12 protein-coding genes are annotated in these 16,732 nt (G+C 66.6%); 3 read left to right on the top strand and 9 right to left on the bottom strand.

Annotation, left to right across the window (positions count from 1 at the left end; translation table 11 throughout):
* Nucleotides 1–4 precede the first annotated feature (4 nt).
* The 5 genes from pheA to P5704_000390 form a co-directional block, all read right to left on the bottom strand.
* Complete coding sequence (gene pheA, locus P5704_000410) at nt 5–1,102, bottom strand: prephenate dehydratase (GenBank protein ID WOF79010.1); 1,098 nt, start codon at nt 1,100–1,102, stop codon at nt 5–7.
* A complete protein-coding gene (gene serC / locus P5704_000405; protein WOF79009.1) occupies nt 1,102–2,187 on the bottom strand; it encodes a 3-phosphoserine/phosphohydroxythreonine transaminase in 1,086 nt (361 codons plus the stop codon). The genes pheA and serC overlap by 1 nt, the downstream gene beginning before the upstream one ends.
* Before the next feature lie 102 nt (nt 2,188–2,289).
* Nucleotides 2,290–5,100 (bottom strand): DNA gyrase subunit A, encoded by a 2,811-nt coding sequence (gyrA, locus tag P5704_000400; protein WOF79008.1) that lies wholly within the window; start codon nt 5,098–5,100, stop codon nt 2,290–2,292.
* Nucleotides 5,101–5,234: 134 nt separating this feature from the next.
* Complete coding sequence (gene mtnA, locus P5704_000395; protein WOF79007.1) at nt 5,235–6,311, bottom strand: S-methyl-5-thioribose-1-phosphate isomerase; 1,077 nt, start codon at nt 6,309–6,311, stop codon at nt 5,235–5,237.
* A 361-nt stretch (nt 6,312–6,672) separates the two neighbouring features.
* Entirely contained in the window at nt 6,673–8,466 is a 1,794-nt protein-coding gene (locus tag P5704_000390) for a thiamine pyrophosphate-requiring protein (protein ID WOF79006.1), read from the bottom strand.
* 199 nt (nt 8,467–8,665) lie between these two features.
* On the opposite strand from P5704_000390, the gene P5704_000385 reads away from it, so the two are divergent.
* Both P5704_000385 and P5704_000380 read left to right on the top strand, forming a co-directional pair.
* The gene (locus P5704_000385; GenBank protein WOF81323.1) at nt 8,666–9,007 is read left to right on the top strand and encodes a type II toxin-antitoxin system RelE/ParE family toxin; all 342 of its coding nucleotides are present in this window, start codon (nt 8,666–8,668) and stop codon (nt 9,005–9,007) included.
* A 19-nt stretch (nt 9,008–9,026) separates the two neighbouring features.
* Nucleotides 9,027–9,329 (top strand): helix-turn-helix transcriptional regulator, encoded by a 303-nt coding sequence (locus P5704_000380; protein ID WOF79005.1) that lies wholly within the window; start codon nt 9,027–9,029, stop codon nt 9,327–9,329.
* 1 nt (nt 9,330) lies between these two features.
* Here the strand turns inward: P5704_000380 and P5704_000375 are convergent, their stop codons facing one another.
* Genes P5704_000375 through P5704_000360 form a run of 4 tightly spaced genes read right to left on the bottom strand, consistent with a single transcriptional unit; the run spans nt 9,331 to nt 15,943 of the window.
* Nucleotides 9,331–9,660 carry a DUF2149 domain-containing protein gene (locus P5704_000375; protein ID WOF79004.1) on the bottom strand — a complete coding sequence of 110 codons (330 nt, stop codon included), beginning with the start codon at nt 9,658–9,660 and terminating at the stop codon, nt 9,331–9,333.
* Nucleotides 9,660–10,136 (bottom strand): MotA/TolQ/ExbB proton channel family protein, encoded by a 477-nt coding sequence (locus P5704_000370; GenBank protein WOF79003.1) that lies wholly within the window; start codon nt 10,134–10,136, stop codon nt 9,660–9,662. Before P5704_000370 ends, P5704_000375 begins: the two co-directional genes overlap by 1 nt.
* Nucleotides 10,137–13,988, bottom strand: coding sequence for a cobaltochelatase subunit CobN (gene cobN, locus P5704_000365; protein ID WOF79002.1), 3,852 nt, complete (start codon nt 13,986–13,988; stop codon nt 10,137–10,139). It lies immediately after the preceding gene.
* Nucleotides 13,988–15,943, bottom strand: coding sequence for a TonB-dependent receptor (locus P5704_000360; GenBank protein WOF79001.1), 1,956 nt, complete (start codon nt 15,941–15,943; stop codon nt 13,988–13,990). Before P5704_000360 ends, cobN begins: the two co-directional genes overlap by 1 nt.
* A gap of 164 nt (nt 15,944–16,107) precedes the next feature.
* On the opposite strand from P5704_000360, the gene imuA reads away from it, so the two are divergent.
* Nucleotides 16,108–16,725 carry a translesion DNA synthesis-associated protein ImuA gene (gene imuA, locus P5704_000355; protein ID WOF79000.1) on the top strand — a complete coding sequence of 206 codons (618 nt, stop codon included), beginning with the start codon at nt 16,108–16,110 and terminating at the stop codon, nt 16,723–16,725.
* The last annotated feature ends 7 nt before the right edge of the window (nt 16,726–16,732 follow it).

Genomic DNA, 16,732 nt, shown 5'->3' with positions numbered 1-16,732 from the left:
CAGCTCAAAGTACGGCTTTGGGGTAGGAGCCCAACACTTTCAGCGCTACCGCTTCCTGGCCGATCTTCTCCAGCACGTCCTTGATCAGCGGGTCCTGATGGTGACCGAGGAAGTCGATGAAGAACACGTAGGTCCATTTGCCGCTGCGCGACGGCCGCGTTTCGATGCGGGTGAGGTCGATGCCGTTGGCATGGAACGGCACCAGCAGCTCGTGCAGCGCGCCCGGCTTGTTGCGCGTGGAGACGATGATCGAGGTCTTGTCGTCGCCGGTCGGCGGCACTTCCTGGCTGCCAATGATCAGGAATCGCGTGGAGTTGTCCGGGCGATCCTCGATCTTCTCCGCCAGCTTGGTCAGCCCGTACAGCTGCGCCGCCATGTCGCCGGCGATGGCCGCCGAGTTCCACTCGCTCTTCACCCGCCTGGCAGCGTCGGCGTTGCTGGAAACCGCTACACGCTCGACATTCGGGTAGTGGGCATCAAGCCACTTGCGGCACTGCGCCAGCGATTGCGCATGGGAATAGATACGCGTGATGCGATCGGTCTTGGTCGTCTCGCCCACCAACAAATGGTGGTGGATACGCAGCTCCACTTCGCCGCAGATCACGATGTCGTGCTCGAGAAAGCTGTCCAGCGTGTGATTGACTGCACCTTCTGTGGAGTTCTCCACCGGCACTACGCCGAAATTCACGGCCCCCGCCACAACCTCACGGAACACCTCGTCGATGGCCGCCATCGGCGTGCTGATCACCGCATGACCGAAATGCTTGAGCGCCGCGGCCTGGGAGAAAGTACCTTCCGGACCGAGATAGGCAACCCGGAGCGGCTGCTCCAGGGCCAGGCAGGACGACATGATCTCACGGAACAGGCGCGCCATTTCCTCGTTGTCGAGCGGGCCGCGATTGAGTTCCATGATGTGCTTGAGCACCCAGGCTTCGCGCTCCGGACGGTAGAACACCGCCGGTTCGCCCTCGGCCAGCGCCGCGGTCTTGACCCGGGCGACTTCCTGGGCACAGCGGGCGCGCTCGCTGATCAGGTCGAGAATGCGCTCGTCGAGGCTGTCGATTCGAACCCGCAGGGCCTTCAGCTGATCGGCGTCGCTCATCAGCCGTGCTCCTTCTCGAACTCGGCCATGTAGGCCACCAGCGCCTCGACCGCGTCCAGGCCGACGGCGTTGTAGATCGAGGCGCGCATGCCGCCCACGGAGCGGTGACCTTTGAGGTTCAACAGACCGCGCGCGTCAGCGCCGGCCAGGAACGTTTTGTCCAGGCGCTCATCGGCCAGACGGAACGGCACGTTCATCCACGAGCGCGCGTTGACGGCGATCGGGTTGGTGTAGAAATCGCTGGCATCGATGGCGCCGTAGAGCATGTCCTTCTTGGCGCGGTTGCGCTGCTCCATCGCCTCGACGCCGCCCTGCGCCTTCAGCCACTCGAAGACCAGCCCCGAGAGATACCAGGAAAAGGTTGCCGGCGTGTTGTACATCGAGCCGTTGTCCGCCGCGACCTTGTAGTCGAGCATGGTCGGACAGGCGGAACGCGCATAACCGAGCAGGTCTTCACGAACGATGACGACCACCAGCCCGGACGGGCCGATGTTCTTCTGCGCGCCGGCGTAGATCAGGCCGAACTTCGAGACGTCGATCGAGCGCGAGAGGATGTCCGAAGACATGTCGACGACCAACGGCGTATCGCCGAGATCCGGGATCCAATCGAACTGCAGGCCGCCAATGGTCTCGTTGCTCGCGTAGTGCAGATACGCAGCGCGCTCACTCAACTGCCAGTCGTTCTGCCCCGGAATGGCGAAGTAATCGAGGGATTTGGCGCTGGCCGCTACATTGACGCTACCGAAACGACGCGCCTCTTCGATCGCCTTGCGCGACCAGATGCCGGTATCGATGTAGTCGGCAACACCGTCCTCGGGCAGCAGGTTCAGCGGAATCTCGGCAAACTGCTGGCTGGCGCCCCCCTGGAGGAACAGCACCTTGTAGTTCGACGGAATCGCCAGCAGGTCGCGCAGATCCTGTTCGGCCTTTTCGGCGATAGCGGTGTATTCGTCGCTACGGTGACTCATCTCCATGACCGACAGGCCCTTGCCATGCCAGTCGAGAAGCTCCGCCTGGGCGCGCTGAAGGACGGCTTCGGGAAGCGCAGCCGGACCGGCACAGAAGTTAAAAGCGCGTTTGCTCACTGCAGTTCTCTCGCTCTTGCTCGATATTGAATCCCGCGGCGCGGCGACCGGCACCTCTACCGACCGCCTCGCTACCACCTGTTTGCGGATTGCTGTCGCCGATCAGTCTTCGTCGTCTGTCGGCACCACATCCGGCGATACGTCACCAGCCCCACCAAGCAGTTCATCCTCGCTAGGCTCGGTGCTGAGTACCGGCATTTCCTTTTCGAGCGCGTCGCCATCGAGCAACGCGTCGATGTCTTCCAGCACGTCTTCCTCGGATGGTTCCTGCACACGCTCCAGACCAACCAGGTGTTCGCCCTTGCTCAGCTTGATCAGGGTGACGCCCTGAGTATTGCGCCCCAGCGACGACACCTCGTCGACGCGGGTCCGCACGAGCGTGCCCTGATCGGAGATCAGCATGATCTCCTCACCCTCGAGCACCTGCACGGCACCGATCAGCGGGCCATTACGCTCGTTGGTGACCATGGCGATGACGCCCTGCCCCCCCCGGCCGCGGCGAGGAAACTCTTCCATCGCGGTGCGCTTGCCATAACCACGCAAAGAGGCGGTAAGAATCTGCGCACCGGATTCCGGAATCAGCATGGAGATGATGCGCTGGCCTTCGGGCAGACGCATACCGCGTACCCCGCGGGCATTACGGCCCATGATACGAACCTTGCTTTCCTTGAAACGGATGACCTTGCCGCCATCGGAGAACATCATCACTTCCTGAGCACCGTCGGTGACGGCCGCTGCGATGAGGGTGTCGCCTTCTTCCAGCTTGAGCGCAATCAGGCCGGACGTACGCGGACGACTGAACTGCACCAGCGGTGTCTTCTTGACCGTGCCATTGGCGGTAGCCATGAAAATGTAGGAGCCGGTCGGCTCGTCTTTTTCGTCGCTGTCGGCGTCATCGCTTTCGACTTCGTCCGTATCATCGTGCTCGATGACCAGACCCTCTGCTTCGTCCAGATCCTCCTCACCTTCGGCGGCCTGCTTGCGCAGCGCTTCCAGATCGACCTGAAGCATCGCGGTGATGCGCTCGCCCTCGTCGAGCGGTAGCAGGTTGACCAGTGGACGGCCACGCGAGGTGCGTGACGCCTCGGGAATCTCGTAGGTCTTGAGCCAGTACACCTTGCCCTTGCTGGAGAACAGCAGCAGCGTGGTGTGACTGTTGGCAACCAGCAGATGCTCGACGTAATCCTCTTCCTTCACACCAGTCGCAGCCTTGCCGCGACCACCGCGGCGCTGCGCCTGATAGGCGGCCAGCGGTTGCGACTTGGCGTAGCCACCATGAGAGATGGTGACGACGCGCTCTTCCTCGGTGATCAGGTCCGCCAGCGTCAGGTCCAGACGCGACTCGAGAATCTCGGTACGCCGTGCATCGCCGAAATCGCGCTTCACGCCTTCCAGTTCTTCGCGGATGACTTCCATCAAGCGAACCGGATTGGTCAGGATGCGGATCAACTCGCCGATCTGGGTAAGGATTTCCTGGTATTCGCTGAGCAGTTTCTCGTGCTCAAGGCCGGTCAGGCGGTGCAGACGCAGATCGAGAATCGCCTGCGCCTGCTCCGGCGACAGGAAATACTTGCCGTCACGTAGGCCAAACTGCGGATCGAGGCCTTCCGGACGACAGGCATCAGCCCCCGCACGCTCGACCATGGCTTCAACGGCGCTCGACTCCCAGGCAGTGGAAATCAGCGCGTCCTTGGCTTCGGCCGGCGTCGGCGAGGCCTTGATCAGTGCGATGACCGGATCGATGTTGGACAGCGCGACCGCCTGCCCTTCAAGAATATGCCCACGCTCGCGCGCCTTGCGCAGTTCGTAGACGGTACGGCGGGTGACGACTTCGCGGCGGTGGCGAACGAAGGCTTCCAGCAGCTCCTTGAGGTTCAGCGTACGCGGCTGGCCATCGATGAGCGCCACCACGTTGATACCGAACACGCTCTGCAGCTGGGTCTGCGCATAGAGGTTGTTGAGGATCACCTCCGGCACTTCGCCGCGGCGAAGCTCGATGACCACGCGCATGCCGTCCTTGTCGGACTCGTCACGCAGCTCGGTGATGCCTTCGATCTTCTTCTCTTTCACCAGCTCGGCGATCTTCTCGATCAGCCGCGCCTTGTTCAGCTGGTAAGGCAGCTCGGTGATGACGATCTGCTGGCGACCGCCGACCTTGTCGATATCTTCGATATCGGCGCGAGCACGGATATAGATGCGGCCACGGCCGGTGCGGTAGGCCTCGATGATGCCAGCACGGCCATTGATGATACCGGCGGTGGGGAAATCGGGACCCGGGATGAACTGCATGAGTTCGTCGATGGTGATATCGGCGTTGTCGATCAGCGCCAGGCAACCATCGATGACTTCGCCCAGGTTGTGCGGCGGGATGTTGGTCGCCATGCCTACCGCAATACCGCTGGAGCCGTTCACCAGCAGATTGGGAACCTTGGTCGGCATGACCGCCGGGATCTGCTCGGTGCCGTCGTAGTTGGGCACCCAGTCGACGGTTTCCTTTTCCAGGTCGGCCAGCAGCTCATGGGCCAGCTTGGCCATGCGCACTTCGGTGTAACGCATCGCTGCAGCGCTGTCGCCGTCGACCGAACCGAAGTTGCCCTGGCCGTCGACCAGCATGTAGCGCAACGAAAACGGCTGCGCCATACGCACGATGGTGTCGTATACCGCCGAATCACCGTGCGGGTGGTATTTACCGATCACGTCACCGACCACACGGGCGGATTTCTTGTACGGCTTGTTCCAGTCGTTGCCGAGTTCGCTCATGGCGAACAGTACGCGGCGGTGTACCGGTTTCAGGCCATCGCGCGCGTCCGGCAGCGCACGGCCGATGATCACGCTCATGGCGTAATCAAGGTAGGACTGCTTGAGCTCGTCTTCGATATTGACCGGGAGGATTTCTTTGGCCAGTTCGCCCATGGAAGCCTGGTTCCTTATAGTCAGCAGGGTCCTGTAATAAGCGCGGGATGGTAACACAGACGACTGCTATAAACTGAGCCTTGCACGGAGCAAAACCGGCTTGCACGCCACACCCAAGCGCAACCGACCGTTGCTCAGTGCAGCCGCTTGCGGCTCATCAGCTCGGCCAGCTTGGCCGCGCTGGGGCGCTCGACCACGCCTTTCTCGGTGACGATGGCATCGATGAGATCGGCCGGCGTCACGTCGAAGACCGGGTTGTAGGCCTCCACGTCGGCGGCGAAGCGCCGCCCGTTGATCTCCAGCAGCTCGCTGCCGGCACGTTCCTCGATGGGGATGTCATCGCCGTGTTCGAGTGCCATATCGATGCTCGAGCTCGACGCGACGACCATGAAGCGCACGCCGTGGTGCATCGCCAGCACGGCCAGTTGGTAGGTGCCGATCTTGTTCGCCACGTCGCCATTGGCGGCAATGCGATCCGCGCCGACGATGACCCAACTGATGCTGCGGGTCTTCATCAGGTGGGCCACCGTGGAATCGGCGTTCAGGATCACCGGGACGCCCTCGCCGGCCAGTTCCCAGGCCGTCAACCGGGAGCCCTGCAGCCAGGGCCGTGTCTCGTCGACATGGACGTGCTCGACCAGCCCCTCCAGGTGCGCCGCGCGGATCACGCCCAGCGCCGTACCGAAGCCGCCGGTCGCCAGCGCGCCGGTATTGCAGTGGGTCAGCAGGTTCTGCGGATGGCCCTGGTGCCTGCGGATCAGCTCGACACCGTACTGGGCCATGGTGAGGTTGGCTTCGCGGTCGCTCTGGTGGATCGCCACGGCCTGGGCCTCGAGCGCCGCCAGGGGCTCCTCGCCAGGCTTGAGCCGTTCCAGGCGTTCGCGCATCTGGCGCAATGCCCAGAACAGGTTCACCGCCGTCGGGCGCGCTTCGGCGAGCACGCGGAAATCCGCCTCCATGCGCTCGCGCCAGTCATCGCCCTCGGCCAGGCGCGCGCGCAGGGCGAGCACGATCCCGTAGGCGGCGCTGATGCCGATGGCCGGCGCGCCGCGCACTAGCATGTCGCGGATGGCCTCGGCCACGCCCTGCGCGGAGTCGTAGCCGCACCAGCGCTCCTCGAGCGGAAGCTTGCGCTGATCCAGCAGGAACAGACGACCGTCCCGCCACTCGATGGCCTTCACCTTCTCCGCGGCCAGCAGGCGCTCGCGCATGGCATTCCCCTCGTTCAACGTCGTCGAAGCAGGACCCATCATGCGCCCCGCACAGCAAAGAAAAAGCCCGGATCGTGACCGAACCAGGCTTTTTTCATCTCGATATGATCGGGACGCGGCGACTCCCCTGCGTCCCGGGCGCGAATGCTAATCGACCGATTTTCCAAGCACAAGCAACACCCACGCACGAGTCGAGCGGCGGTCGCCGGCGTTCAGGAATGCGGCGCCGCAGGTTGGCTCGGGGCGCCCAGTCTGAGGAGCGAAACGGCGAAGGCCGGCACGCTCATGCCCGACTTTCGTTGGGCTTCGCTGCGCTCAGCGCCAACCTACCCGGGAACCCATGATCGGCTGGTACGGGCAGTCATTCCCTGTCCGTGTGCCCCGGCATCAGCGAGCCGAACATCTGCCTGGCGGTCTGCCTGAGAATCCCGCGGCTATCCGGGTCGCGCGGCAGCGCCGAGAGGTAGGCCCGGGCCTGTTCGAGCTTGATGTGCGGCGGCAGCGGCGGCACGTCCGGGTCGGTCTTGAACTCGATCAGCACCGGCCGGTCGGCGCCCAGCGCCGCCTCCCAGGCAGCGGCGACGGCGTCCTCGCGGTCGACGTAGAGGCCCTTGAGGCCGATCGATTCGGCGAAGCGGTGGTACGGCACGTCGGGGATGTTCTGCGAGGCCTCGAACTTCGGGTCGCCCTCCATCGCCCGCTGCTCCCAGGTCACCTGGTTGAGGTCCTCGTTGTTGAACACGCAGCAGATCCAGTGCGGGTTCTCCCATTCCCGCCAGTATTTGGCGACGGTGATCAGCTCGGCCATGTTGTTCATCTGCATCGCGCCGTCGCCGACCAGCGCCACTACCGGGCGATCCGGATGGACGAACTTGGCGGCGATGGCATAGGGCACGCCCGCGCCCATCGAGGCCAGGCCCCCGGACAGCGAGCACTTCATGCCGCGGCGGATCTTCAGGTCGCGGGCGAACCAGTTGGCGCAGGAGCCCGAGTCGCAGGTGATGATCGCCCGCTCGGGCAGCCGCGGCGACAGCTCGAAGACCACCCGCTGCGGGTTGATCGGGTCGGCCGTGGCCATGGCCCGCTCTTCCAGCTTCGCCTCCCAATCCGCGCGCCATTGCTCCACCTCGCTGCGCCAGCCACGGTCGGTCTTCTCGTCGAGCAGCGGCAGCAGTGCGCGCAGGGTCTGCGCGGCCTCACCGTGCAGGTTCACCTCCATCGGATAACGAATGCTCAGCATGTCGGCCTTGAGGTCGATCTGCACGCCGCGCGCCTGGCCCTCCTCGGGCAGGAACTCGGAATAGGGAAAGCCCGAGCCGATCATCAGCAAGGTGTCGCACTCGGTCATCAGCCTGTAGCTGGCCTCGGTGCCGAGCAGGCCGATCGAGCCGGTGACCCAGGGCAGCTCGTCCGGCAGCGCCGCCTTGCCGAGCAGCGCCTTGGCCGCGCCGGCGCCCAGCCGCTCGGCGACGGCGATGACCGCGTCGGTCGCCTCCAGCGCGCCGGCGCCGACCAGGATGGCGACCCTGCTGCCGGCATTGAGCACCTCGGCGGCGCGGCGCAGGTCCTCGTCGTGGGGCACGACCTGCGGCCGGCTGTAGCCGATCCCCGAGCGCACCGCGCCATGCGCGCGTGGCGGCTCGGCGTATTCCGCCTCCTGCAGGTCGTTGGGCAGGATGATCGCCGCGACCCGGCGCTCGGCCAGCGCGGTGCGTATCCCGCGGTCGAGCAGATGGCGGACCTGCGCCGGCGCGGCGGCCTGCTGGACGAAGGCGCCGGCGACGTCCTTGAACATCGACGCCAGGTCGATCTCCTGCTGGTAGTGCGCGCCCAGGGCGGTGCGCGCCTGCTGGCCGCAGATGGCCAGCACCGGCATATGGTCGAGCCGGGCGTCGTAGAGGCCGGTGAGCAGGTGCGAGGCGCCGGGGCCGGAAGTGGCGATGCACACGCCCAGGCCGCCGCCGAACTTGGCGTCGGCCGAGGCCATGAACGCCGCCATTTCCTCATGCCGCGCCTGGATGAAGCGGATCTTGCCACCGGCCCGGTTCAGCGCGCCGAACACGCCGTTGATGCCATCGCCCGGATAGCCGTAGAGGCGGCGCACACCCCACTGGTACAGGCGCTCGACGAAAAAATCGCTGACGGTCGTGCTCATTGCGCTCTCCTCCTGCCGGCATGCCCAGCGCGGCAAGGAAGCCTGCGCCGATAGGGAACCCTCGTTCCTTTCGGGACAGGCCGCGACGCCGCAAAGTTCGTCCGGCCTGCCGACCGGCGATGCTCGGCGCCGCGAGCAACTCGAAGCGACCCGATACCGGGTCATTGCCCCGAGCACCATTTTTGATACACTCCAGCGCATGACGAATATCCCACCCATCTTGAGTGTTCGCTTCTTCCGCACGGATGCCGGCAACGAACCCGTTCGCGAATGGCTGACGGACCTGCCGAAAGAACACAAGCGCCTGATCGGTACGGATATCAAGACGGTACAGTTCGGTTGGCCCATTGGCATGCCCATGGTCCGGAAGCTCGATAACGCGCTTTGGGAAGTAAGGACGACGCTCGGCGACACCATAGCCCGGGTGATCTTTACTGTCGTCGAGGCAGAGATGGTACTGCTCCACGGCTTCATCAAGAAAAGCCAGAAGACACCGGCCATCGATTTGCAAACCGCCAAGCAACGCAAGGCAAGACTGTGAGCACACAGAGGCACCCCACATGAACAGCCACATCGGTTCCGATTTCGACGATTTCCTGGCCGAACAAGGCCTGGCCGAGGAAGTATCGGCCGCAGCGCTGAAGCGCGTCATCGCCTGGCAGATCGCCGAAGCGATGAAAAGCCAGAACCTGACCAAGAAGGCCCTGGCCGAGCGGATGCATACCAGCCGTGCCGCACTGGACAGGGCGCTTGACCAGGATGATGCGGGGATGACTCTCGCCACCCTGGCCAGCGCCGCACGCGCCCTGAAGCAGCGCGTGGAAATCCGCCTGGTCCCGGAAGAGCAAGCGGCCCACGCCTGAATCACTCGCCTCCCGCCGCGCCCTTGTCCTCGGGCACGTAGATCATCCGCCCGTCGGCCAGGCGGTAGGTCACGCCGGCCTTGGTCCCCTGCCCTTCGCCGATCTCGCCGCTGGATTCGTAGCGCTTCAGTTCCTGGCCGTCCTTGACCAGCATGCGCATGTCCGCCTCGCCGGGGTTCTCGATGACCACCACCTTGTCCTGGCCGAAGGGATTCAGCGGATTCTGCACGATGACGATCAGCAGGATGCCGATCACCACCAGGAACAGGTCGATCAGGTTGACCATCGAGAGGATCGGGTCGTCCGCCTCGTCGTGCTCGAGAAAGCGCATCAGCCCTGCTCCCGCGCGCGCTCGATGACGCGCAGTTCCTGCAGCAGCCAGCGGCGGCGCACGGTGAGGATGAAGAAGGTGATGCTCGCGCTGACCAGCGCCAGGATCACCGCGGAGAAGGCCACCACCAGGTTCTCGCCGATGCCCTGGGCATCGTTCCGGGTCAGCGCCAGCAGCGCCGGGCCCATGGGGATCATGGTCGCCACCAGGCCGAGCATCGGCGCGCTGCGCGAGGTCACGCGCAGCCATTCGAGGCGCTGCATGATCCACAGTTCGAGGTCGTCGCTGCTGCCGCCATGCGCGCGGTGCCAGGCCGCCAGGCACGAGCGGTAGCGGCCGGCGCGGCGCTGCCAGGCCTCCAGGGCGAAGGCGCCCAGGGCGACGAAGGCGTAGGCCAGCGCGGCGAGGATCAGCAGCAGGACCGGCAGCAGGAACAACCGGGTGAGTTCGTAGAGACTGGTTTCCAGACCGTTCATTTATAGGTGTTCCACAAGACGTCGATTGGAGAGAGATTGCCGGGCGGCGCCGGCGATGAAGAGTGCGAGCAGGATTGCGAAGCCGAGCCACGGCAACCAGCGCGGCCGCTCGTCGCCGCCCGAGGCCGATATGTCCTCGAGCACCTGCCCGCTGACGGTCTGGCCGGCATCGGCGCTTGCGCCTTCCGCTGCCGGACCGCCCTGCAGGCCGAAGCCGGCGGCGATGCGCTCGATGAAGTCGCGGGTCGCCGGCTGGCCGACCTCACCGGCCTCGGTCGCCGCCAGTTGCCGGCGGCGCTCGGCCAGTTCGCGGCGGGTCTGCTCGGTGGCATCCCAGTAGCCCTTGCGGATGGCCTCGACCATGCGCTCGATCAGTTGCGCCTGGGCCGTCGGGTTGTGCTGCTCGAACCAGGCGTTCAGGCCGAGCTCACGCTTGTCCATGACGAAGGTGTCGTGGATCGCCTGCCACTGGTCGGCGCGCACCATGCTGCGGTCGGCGGCCTGCCAGCCCCACAGGTTGTTGACCAGATCGAGCATTTCCAGGGTGCCGGCGTAGCCCTCCCGCTGCATGGCGCCGATCCACTGCGGGTTGAGGTAGCGGCCGCGCAGCTCGCTGGCGAGGAACTGCGCCGCGCCGGTGGTGCGCGGCTCGCGCTGGCGCAGATCGCTGATGTACAGCGCCGGGCTGCTGCCGTCCAGGTGACGCACCGCCAGCGACAGACCGCCGAGGAACTCGAACGGATGGTCGCTGGAGAGCACGCCGTTGAGCTCCGAGGAACGCGACATCACCGCCGCCTGCACGCCCTTCAGTTGCTCGGCGAACAGGTTGGTGCCCTCCAGCCTGACGCCCCAGTCCTGGCTGTCGTAGCCGTACTGCAGGCGACCGAGGAACTGCTCGGCCAGCGCCGATTCGTCGTCCCACTCGGTGGAGTCGAGGGTCAGTTGCGGCAGGCCGGTGCCATAGTCGCCCGGCTCGTTGCCGAACACCCGCAGGCGCGCCAGCCGCCGGGCCTGCTCTTCGGCCATGCCCTGCTGCTGAAGGCGCTCGGCCAGCGCCCGGCTGTTCTCGGCGATGGCGTTGCCCGGCTCGTCCAGCTCGGCCAGCCGCTCGACGGCCTCGGCCAGCAGCCGCATGAAGCCGTCGAACTGGTCGCGATAGACGCTGGTGACCTGCAGCACGGCATCGATGCGCGGCCGTCCCAGTCGCTCGGCGGGAATGATCCGCAGTTCGGTGACCCGCCCACCGGCATCCCACACCGGCCGCAGGCCGAGCGCATGCAGCACCTGGCTCTCGACGATGCCCAGGTGGCGCAGCGCCTCGGACGACCACAGGCTGAAGGCCAGCTTGCGCGGGGCCTGCCCGTCGTGCTCGGCGCGATACTGCTCGATCAGTTGCCGCAGCGCCGCTTCACCGGCCTCGAAGGCGGCCCGGGTGGGAATCTTGTCCGCCTCGAAGGCGTACAGGTTGCGGCCACTGGGCACGTCCGGATTGCGGATCGGATCGCCGCCCGGCCCCGGCGCGACGAAGCGCCCCGCCAGCCCGGCCAGCAGCGCCTCGATCTCGTGGGTTTCGGCGAGGTGGCGGTCCAGTTCGGTAGCGCGGGCCAGTTGCTCGCGCAGCGCGGGGTCGTCCACCTCGTCCGGGGAATGGCCGTCGCGCAGGTAGGTCTTCAGCGTCCGGTAGGGTGGCGTTTCCTGCAGGACGGCGAAGTCCACGGCGAACATCTCTTCAGGGTCGAGCCCCAGCGCCTGGTAATAGGGCGCGCCCAGTTGCTGCATCACTATGCCCAGGCGGTGCTCGGGCGACGCTGGTTCGCCGAAGGTGTGCAGGCCCAGTGGCGTGGCACCGCGCGCCAGCTCGTGCAGATGATCGTGCAGCGCGGCGAGAAAGACTGGGAAGTCCTCGCGCATGCCGGCCTCGTCCCAGCTGAAGTCGGCCTGCAGGCCCGTTTCCAGCACCGCGGCGCGGATCTGCTCGGCGCTGCGCTGACGCACCGCGCCCTCGTCCAGTTGCTGGTATTCGTGGATCAGCTGGTGCAGGTCGCGCAGCTCGTCGTACAGCCCGGCCGGGGCGAACGGTGGCGTCTGGTGGCTGACGGTGACCGCCCTTCCACGCCGCCGGGCCTGGATGGCCTCGCCGATATTGTCCTGGATATAGGGGTAGAACACCGGCAGGTCGCCGAGCACCCGGAACGGGTAGTCGCCGATGGCCAGCGCGCGGTCCTTGCCGGGCAGCCATTCCTGGGTGCCGTGGGTGCCGAAGTGGATCAGCGCGTCGGCGTCGAAACGCTCGCGCAGGTACTGGTAGACCGCCAGGTAGAGGTGGTCCGGCGGCACCAGGGCGTCGTGGTAGGCCTCGCCCGGCCGTCCGGCACGCGGCGGCTGGGGCAATAGCAGCAGCTTGCCCAGGCGCAGCGCCGGCACGATGAAACGCCGCTCGCCGTCGATCTCGCGCAGCGCCCAATGCTCGGCCGGATCGCCCCAGCGCGCGCGCAAGGCTTCGCGCGTGGCCTCGGGCAATCGATCGAACCAGGCCTGGTAGTCGCTCAGCGGCAGGCTCTCGGCGAGGCCGTCGCGGTACAACTGGTCGAGGGTTTCCGGGCGGTAGTAGCCGGCCAGCAGGCGCTGCGCCGGGGCGATCAGCTCCGCCTCGGCCTTGGCCGGCACGTCGTAGCCGGCGCGCTGCAGCGCATCGCTCAAACCGGCCAGGCTGGCCGGCACGTTGAGGTGCGAGGCGGACAGGTTGCGCTCGCCATCCGGGTGGTTCCAGAACATCAGCGCCAGGTGTTTCTCGTCCGCCGGCCGCTGGCGCAGGCGCACCAGCCGGTCGAGCTTGTCCAGCAGGGCCTCGACCTGCCCTTCCATCAGCTGCGGCTCGCCGTCCTGCAGCGCGCTGATCACCAGCGTATCGCTCATGCCCCAGGCTTCCGGCACGCTGAGGAAGGCCGCCGCCGTGCGCGCCTGCATGCCACTCGGCTCGGCCAGCCAGTCGGCCTCGCTGCCGTCGCGGTAGCCGAAGGTCTGCAGCACCGGCACGTCCAGCTCGAGGAACTCGGCCTTGCGCGCCGGGCCGTTCTGCATGTGCTGCAGGTTGACCAGCGCCTGCACGTCGGCCCCGGCGAACAGCTCCGTCAACCCCTGCGGGTCGCTCTCGTCGAACCAGAACGCCAGCGGCGCCTGGCCGTGCCGCTCGCTGCGCCTGATCAGTTCGTCGATGGCCGCGAGCTGGCCGTCGGCGATGGCGCCGCGATGAATGGCGAAGGCGATGCGCGGCGCGCCCTCGGCCCAGCGCTCGCGGCCCCAGCTCAGGTAGTCGTCCAGGGAAGCGAACGGCGCGGCGGCAGCAGGGTGATGGAAGCCGGTCTGCGGCAATTCGACCGCTGCCGGCAGGTCGTCGAACGGCAAACCTGCGTGTCGACGCTGCACCAGGGTGAACAGCTGCCGCAGGTTGGCCGCGCCGCCGTTGCCGTAGTAGCCGATCAGGCGCATCGCCAAGGGCGGCGGCAGATTGCCGAAGGCCGGCGGCCCGCCGCCGACCCGAATCCAGGGCACCGGCTGGCGTTCCAGCAGGTCGCCGAGCCGCTGCTGCACGGCGGCCAGGTCCGTCGGCCGCGGCGTATCGAGGATCAGCAGGTCGGCGCCCTCCAGCCAGGCGGCATCGGGCGCGCGCTCGTCGCCACTGCGCAGGCTCGCCAGGCGTACGCCCGCCTCGTGCGCCCAGTCGGCCAGGCGCTGGTGCTTGCCGGGCAGGACGAAGTCGCTGCTCAGCACGCGCACCTGCGCCGGATCGTCCGCGGCCCGGGCGCCGAAACAGGCCAGCATGAGGCAAAAGAGAATGATCGATCGGCGCATCAGAACGTCGCCACCAGGCCGATATGGTAGGTGCGGCCCGGTTCGGCGTAGTTGAAGCTCTCGCTCTGATCGGCCAGGCGCTCGTCGCCGATGTTCTCGATGCCGCCGCGCAGGGTCAGGTTGGCGCTCAGCTTCTGGCTCAGCTCCAGGTGCCACAGACTGTAGGCCGGCAGGGCGTAGGCGACGTTGCTGCTGTAGGTCAGCTGGCTGCCGACGTACTCGGTGCGCAGTTGCGCATCGAAGGTGGCGCTCGGCGTCCATTTCAGCACGCTGTTGGCCAGGTGCCGGGAGCGGTCGCCCAGGCGCTGGCCAGCCGTGAGGTTGCGTGCATCCAGGTAGGTGTAGTTCAGCTCCCAGCGCAGATCCGCCGGCAGGTCGATGCCGCCGCCCAGTTCGAGGCCGCGGATGCGTGCCTTTTCCACGTTCTCGTAGTTGCGCACCTCGGCGCCGCGAATGCCGCAGCGGGCCACGCAGACCGTCTGGATCAGGTCGTGCACGTCGTTCTGGAACAGCATGCCGGTCAGCGACCAGCCATCGCCCCGGTAGTCGGCGCCCAGTTCGTAGGAGGTGTTGGTTTCCGGCTGCAGTTCCGGGTTGCCATAGATGGTGAAACGCCCACCGCCGCCGACGGCGGCATAGTCGGGCGACAGCTGCTTGAGGCTCGGCGCCTTGTAGCCACGGCCGACACCGGCACGGAAGGTCAGCGCATCGTTGTAGTGATGCAGCAGGTAGGCGCGGGGACTGGTCTCCCAGCCGAACGCCTCGTGCTTGTCGAAGCGGCTGCCGAGGGTCAGCGACCAGTCGGGGGCGAAGGCGATCTCGTCCTGCAGGAACAGCGCACGATGCACGGCGCTCTCGTCTCCCGCGGCGTTCACCGTGCTGTCTTCCAGCTCTTCCTTGCGCCATTCGCCGCCCGCGCTGAGCAGGTGCATGTCGAACAGCGGCAGGCTGAACTGGCCGTCGACCACGGTATCGGTCAGCCGTTGCGGATCGTTGGCGGGCTGCGCGTCGCTGCGCGCGTTCTCACGGTCGAGCTGGTTGCGATAGAGGCGCAGTTGGCTGCTGCCCCAGGACCAGTCGCCGCTATGGGCAAGCGACCAGCGCTGGCGCTCGATCACGTCGGTGGACTCGTAGCTGCCCGGATTCGCGCCGGCGGTCAGGCTGTTGCGCCAGCGGCGTTCGCGGCCGGCTGCGTAACCCAGGTCGATGCGCTGCGCATCGTCCGGCGTCCAGCTCAGGGTCGCGCCACCGCTGTTGGCGTTGCGTCCTTCCAGCTCGGAAAGGCGTTCGTCGTCGAAATCCGGGGTTTCCTGCTTCCGGCGCGTCTCGCCATTCAGGGTCAGGCCGAGCACGCCCGGCACCAGCGGGCCGGCGACATAGGCGCCCATCTGATGACTCTGGCCGCCGAGGCCGTCCTCGCGCACGCCGCCGTCGAGGACGCCGCTGCCCCGCCAGGTATCGGTGGCCTTGCGGGTGATGATGTTGACCACGCCGCCCAGCGCTTCCGAACCATAGAGCGACGACATCGGCCCGCGCACCACCTCGATGCGCTCGATGGCCTCCACCGGCACCCAGCCGAGGTCGAAGTCCGCGTGGGCGATGGCGTCGGCCGAACCGCCGATGCGCTTGCCATCCACCAGCACCAGCGTGTGCTCGCTGGGCATGCCGCGCACGCTGATGCCGCGGCGCTCGAAGCCGACACCGTTGAACTGCAGGCTTTCGGTCCCACGCAGGGCTTCCTGCAGATCCTGCACGGGGCGCTTGCTCAGTTCCTCGGCGCTGATGACCGTCATGCTCGCCGGCGCATCCTCGAGCGTACGCTCGGTGCTGGTGGCGGTGACCACCAGGGGCTTGAGCGCGACGGGCTCGGCCTGGGCGAGCAGCGGGAAAAACCAGAATGCAGGCATGGCCAAGGCCAGGCGCTGCCGTGGGAAGCGGCACGTTAGAAAGGACATGATCGAAGAACCGGATTGAGAAAAATGTTATTTAATAACATTGCATAATCCGAGTGCAACGCTCGAATCGACAGCGCCGAATGCCTGCGCTCGTCGCAACGGCTTGACCAATGCACGAAAGCCCGAATACTGTATTTATATACAGCTTAGTTGGAATCTCCTTCATGACATCCGTGGTCGCCCTCGACCGCCTGCTGGATGCGCGCCGCATCTGGCGCGGCCAGGCCGTCGCTTCCCGATCGGCCACCCACCCGAGCGGGCACGCCATGCTGGATGCCATCCTGCCCGGCGGCGGCTGGCCGCAGTCGGCGCTCAGCGAACTGCTCGTCGCGGCCACCGGCATCGGCGAACTGCGCCTGCTCTGGCCGACCCTCGCGCGCCTGACTGCCGCCGGCGAGCCTGTGGTGCTGGTGGCGCCGCCTCATCGTCCCTGCCCCCAGGCCTGGCTCGCCGCCGGCGTGGATCTGCGCCAGTTGATCATCGTGCAAGCCGAAGGACGCGATGCGCTGTGGGCCGCCGAGCAATGCCTGCGCTCCGGCAGCTGCGCCGCCGTGCTGTGCTGGCCGCGGCAGGCCGACGACCGAGCCCTGCGCCGTTTGCAGGTCGCCGCCGAGACCGGCCAGGCCCTGGGCTTCGCCTACCGCCCGCTGCGCGAGGCGGCGAATCCTTCGCCGGCGGCGCTGCGCCTGGCCATCGAGGCGCAACCGGCGCAGCTGCGCGTGATCAAGTGCCGTGGCGGCCTGGCTCCGGCGCGGCCGCTGCCGGCCAGCGCCTGGCAATAGGTCGGAC

The organism is Pseudomonas sp. FeN3W, assembly GCA_030263805.2.
GTDB classification, from domain to species: domain Bacteria; phylum Pseudomonadota; class Gammaproteobacteria; order Pseudomonadales; family Pseudomonadaceae; genus Stutzerimonas; species Stutzerimonas stutzeri_G.
The sequence above is the reverse complement of the archived record's forward strand: the minus strand, read 5'-3'. Positions and strand labels throughout refer to the sequence as shown.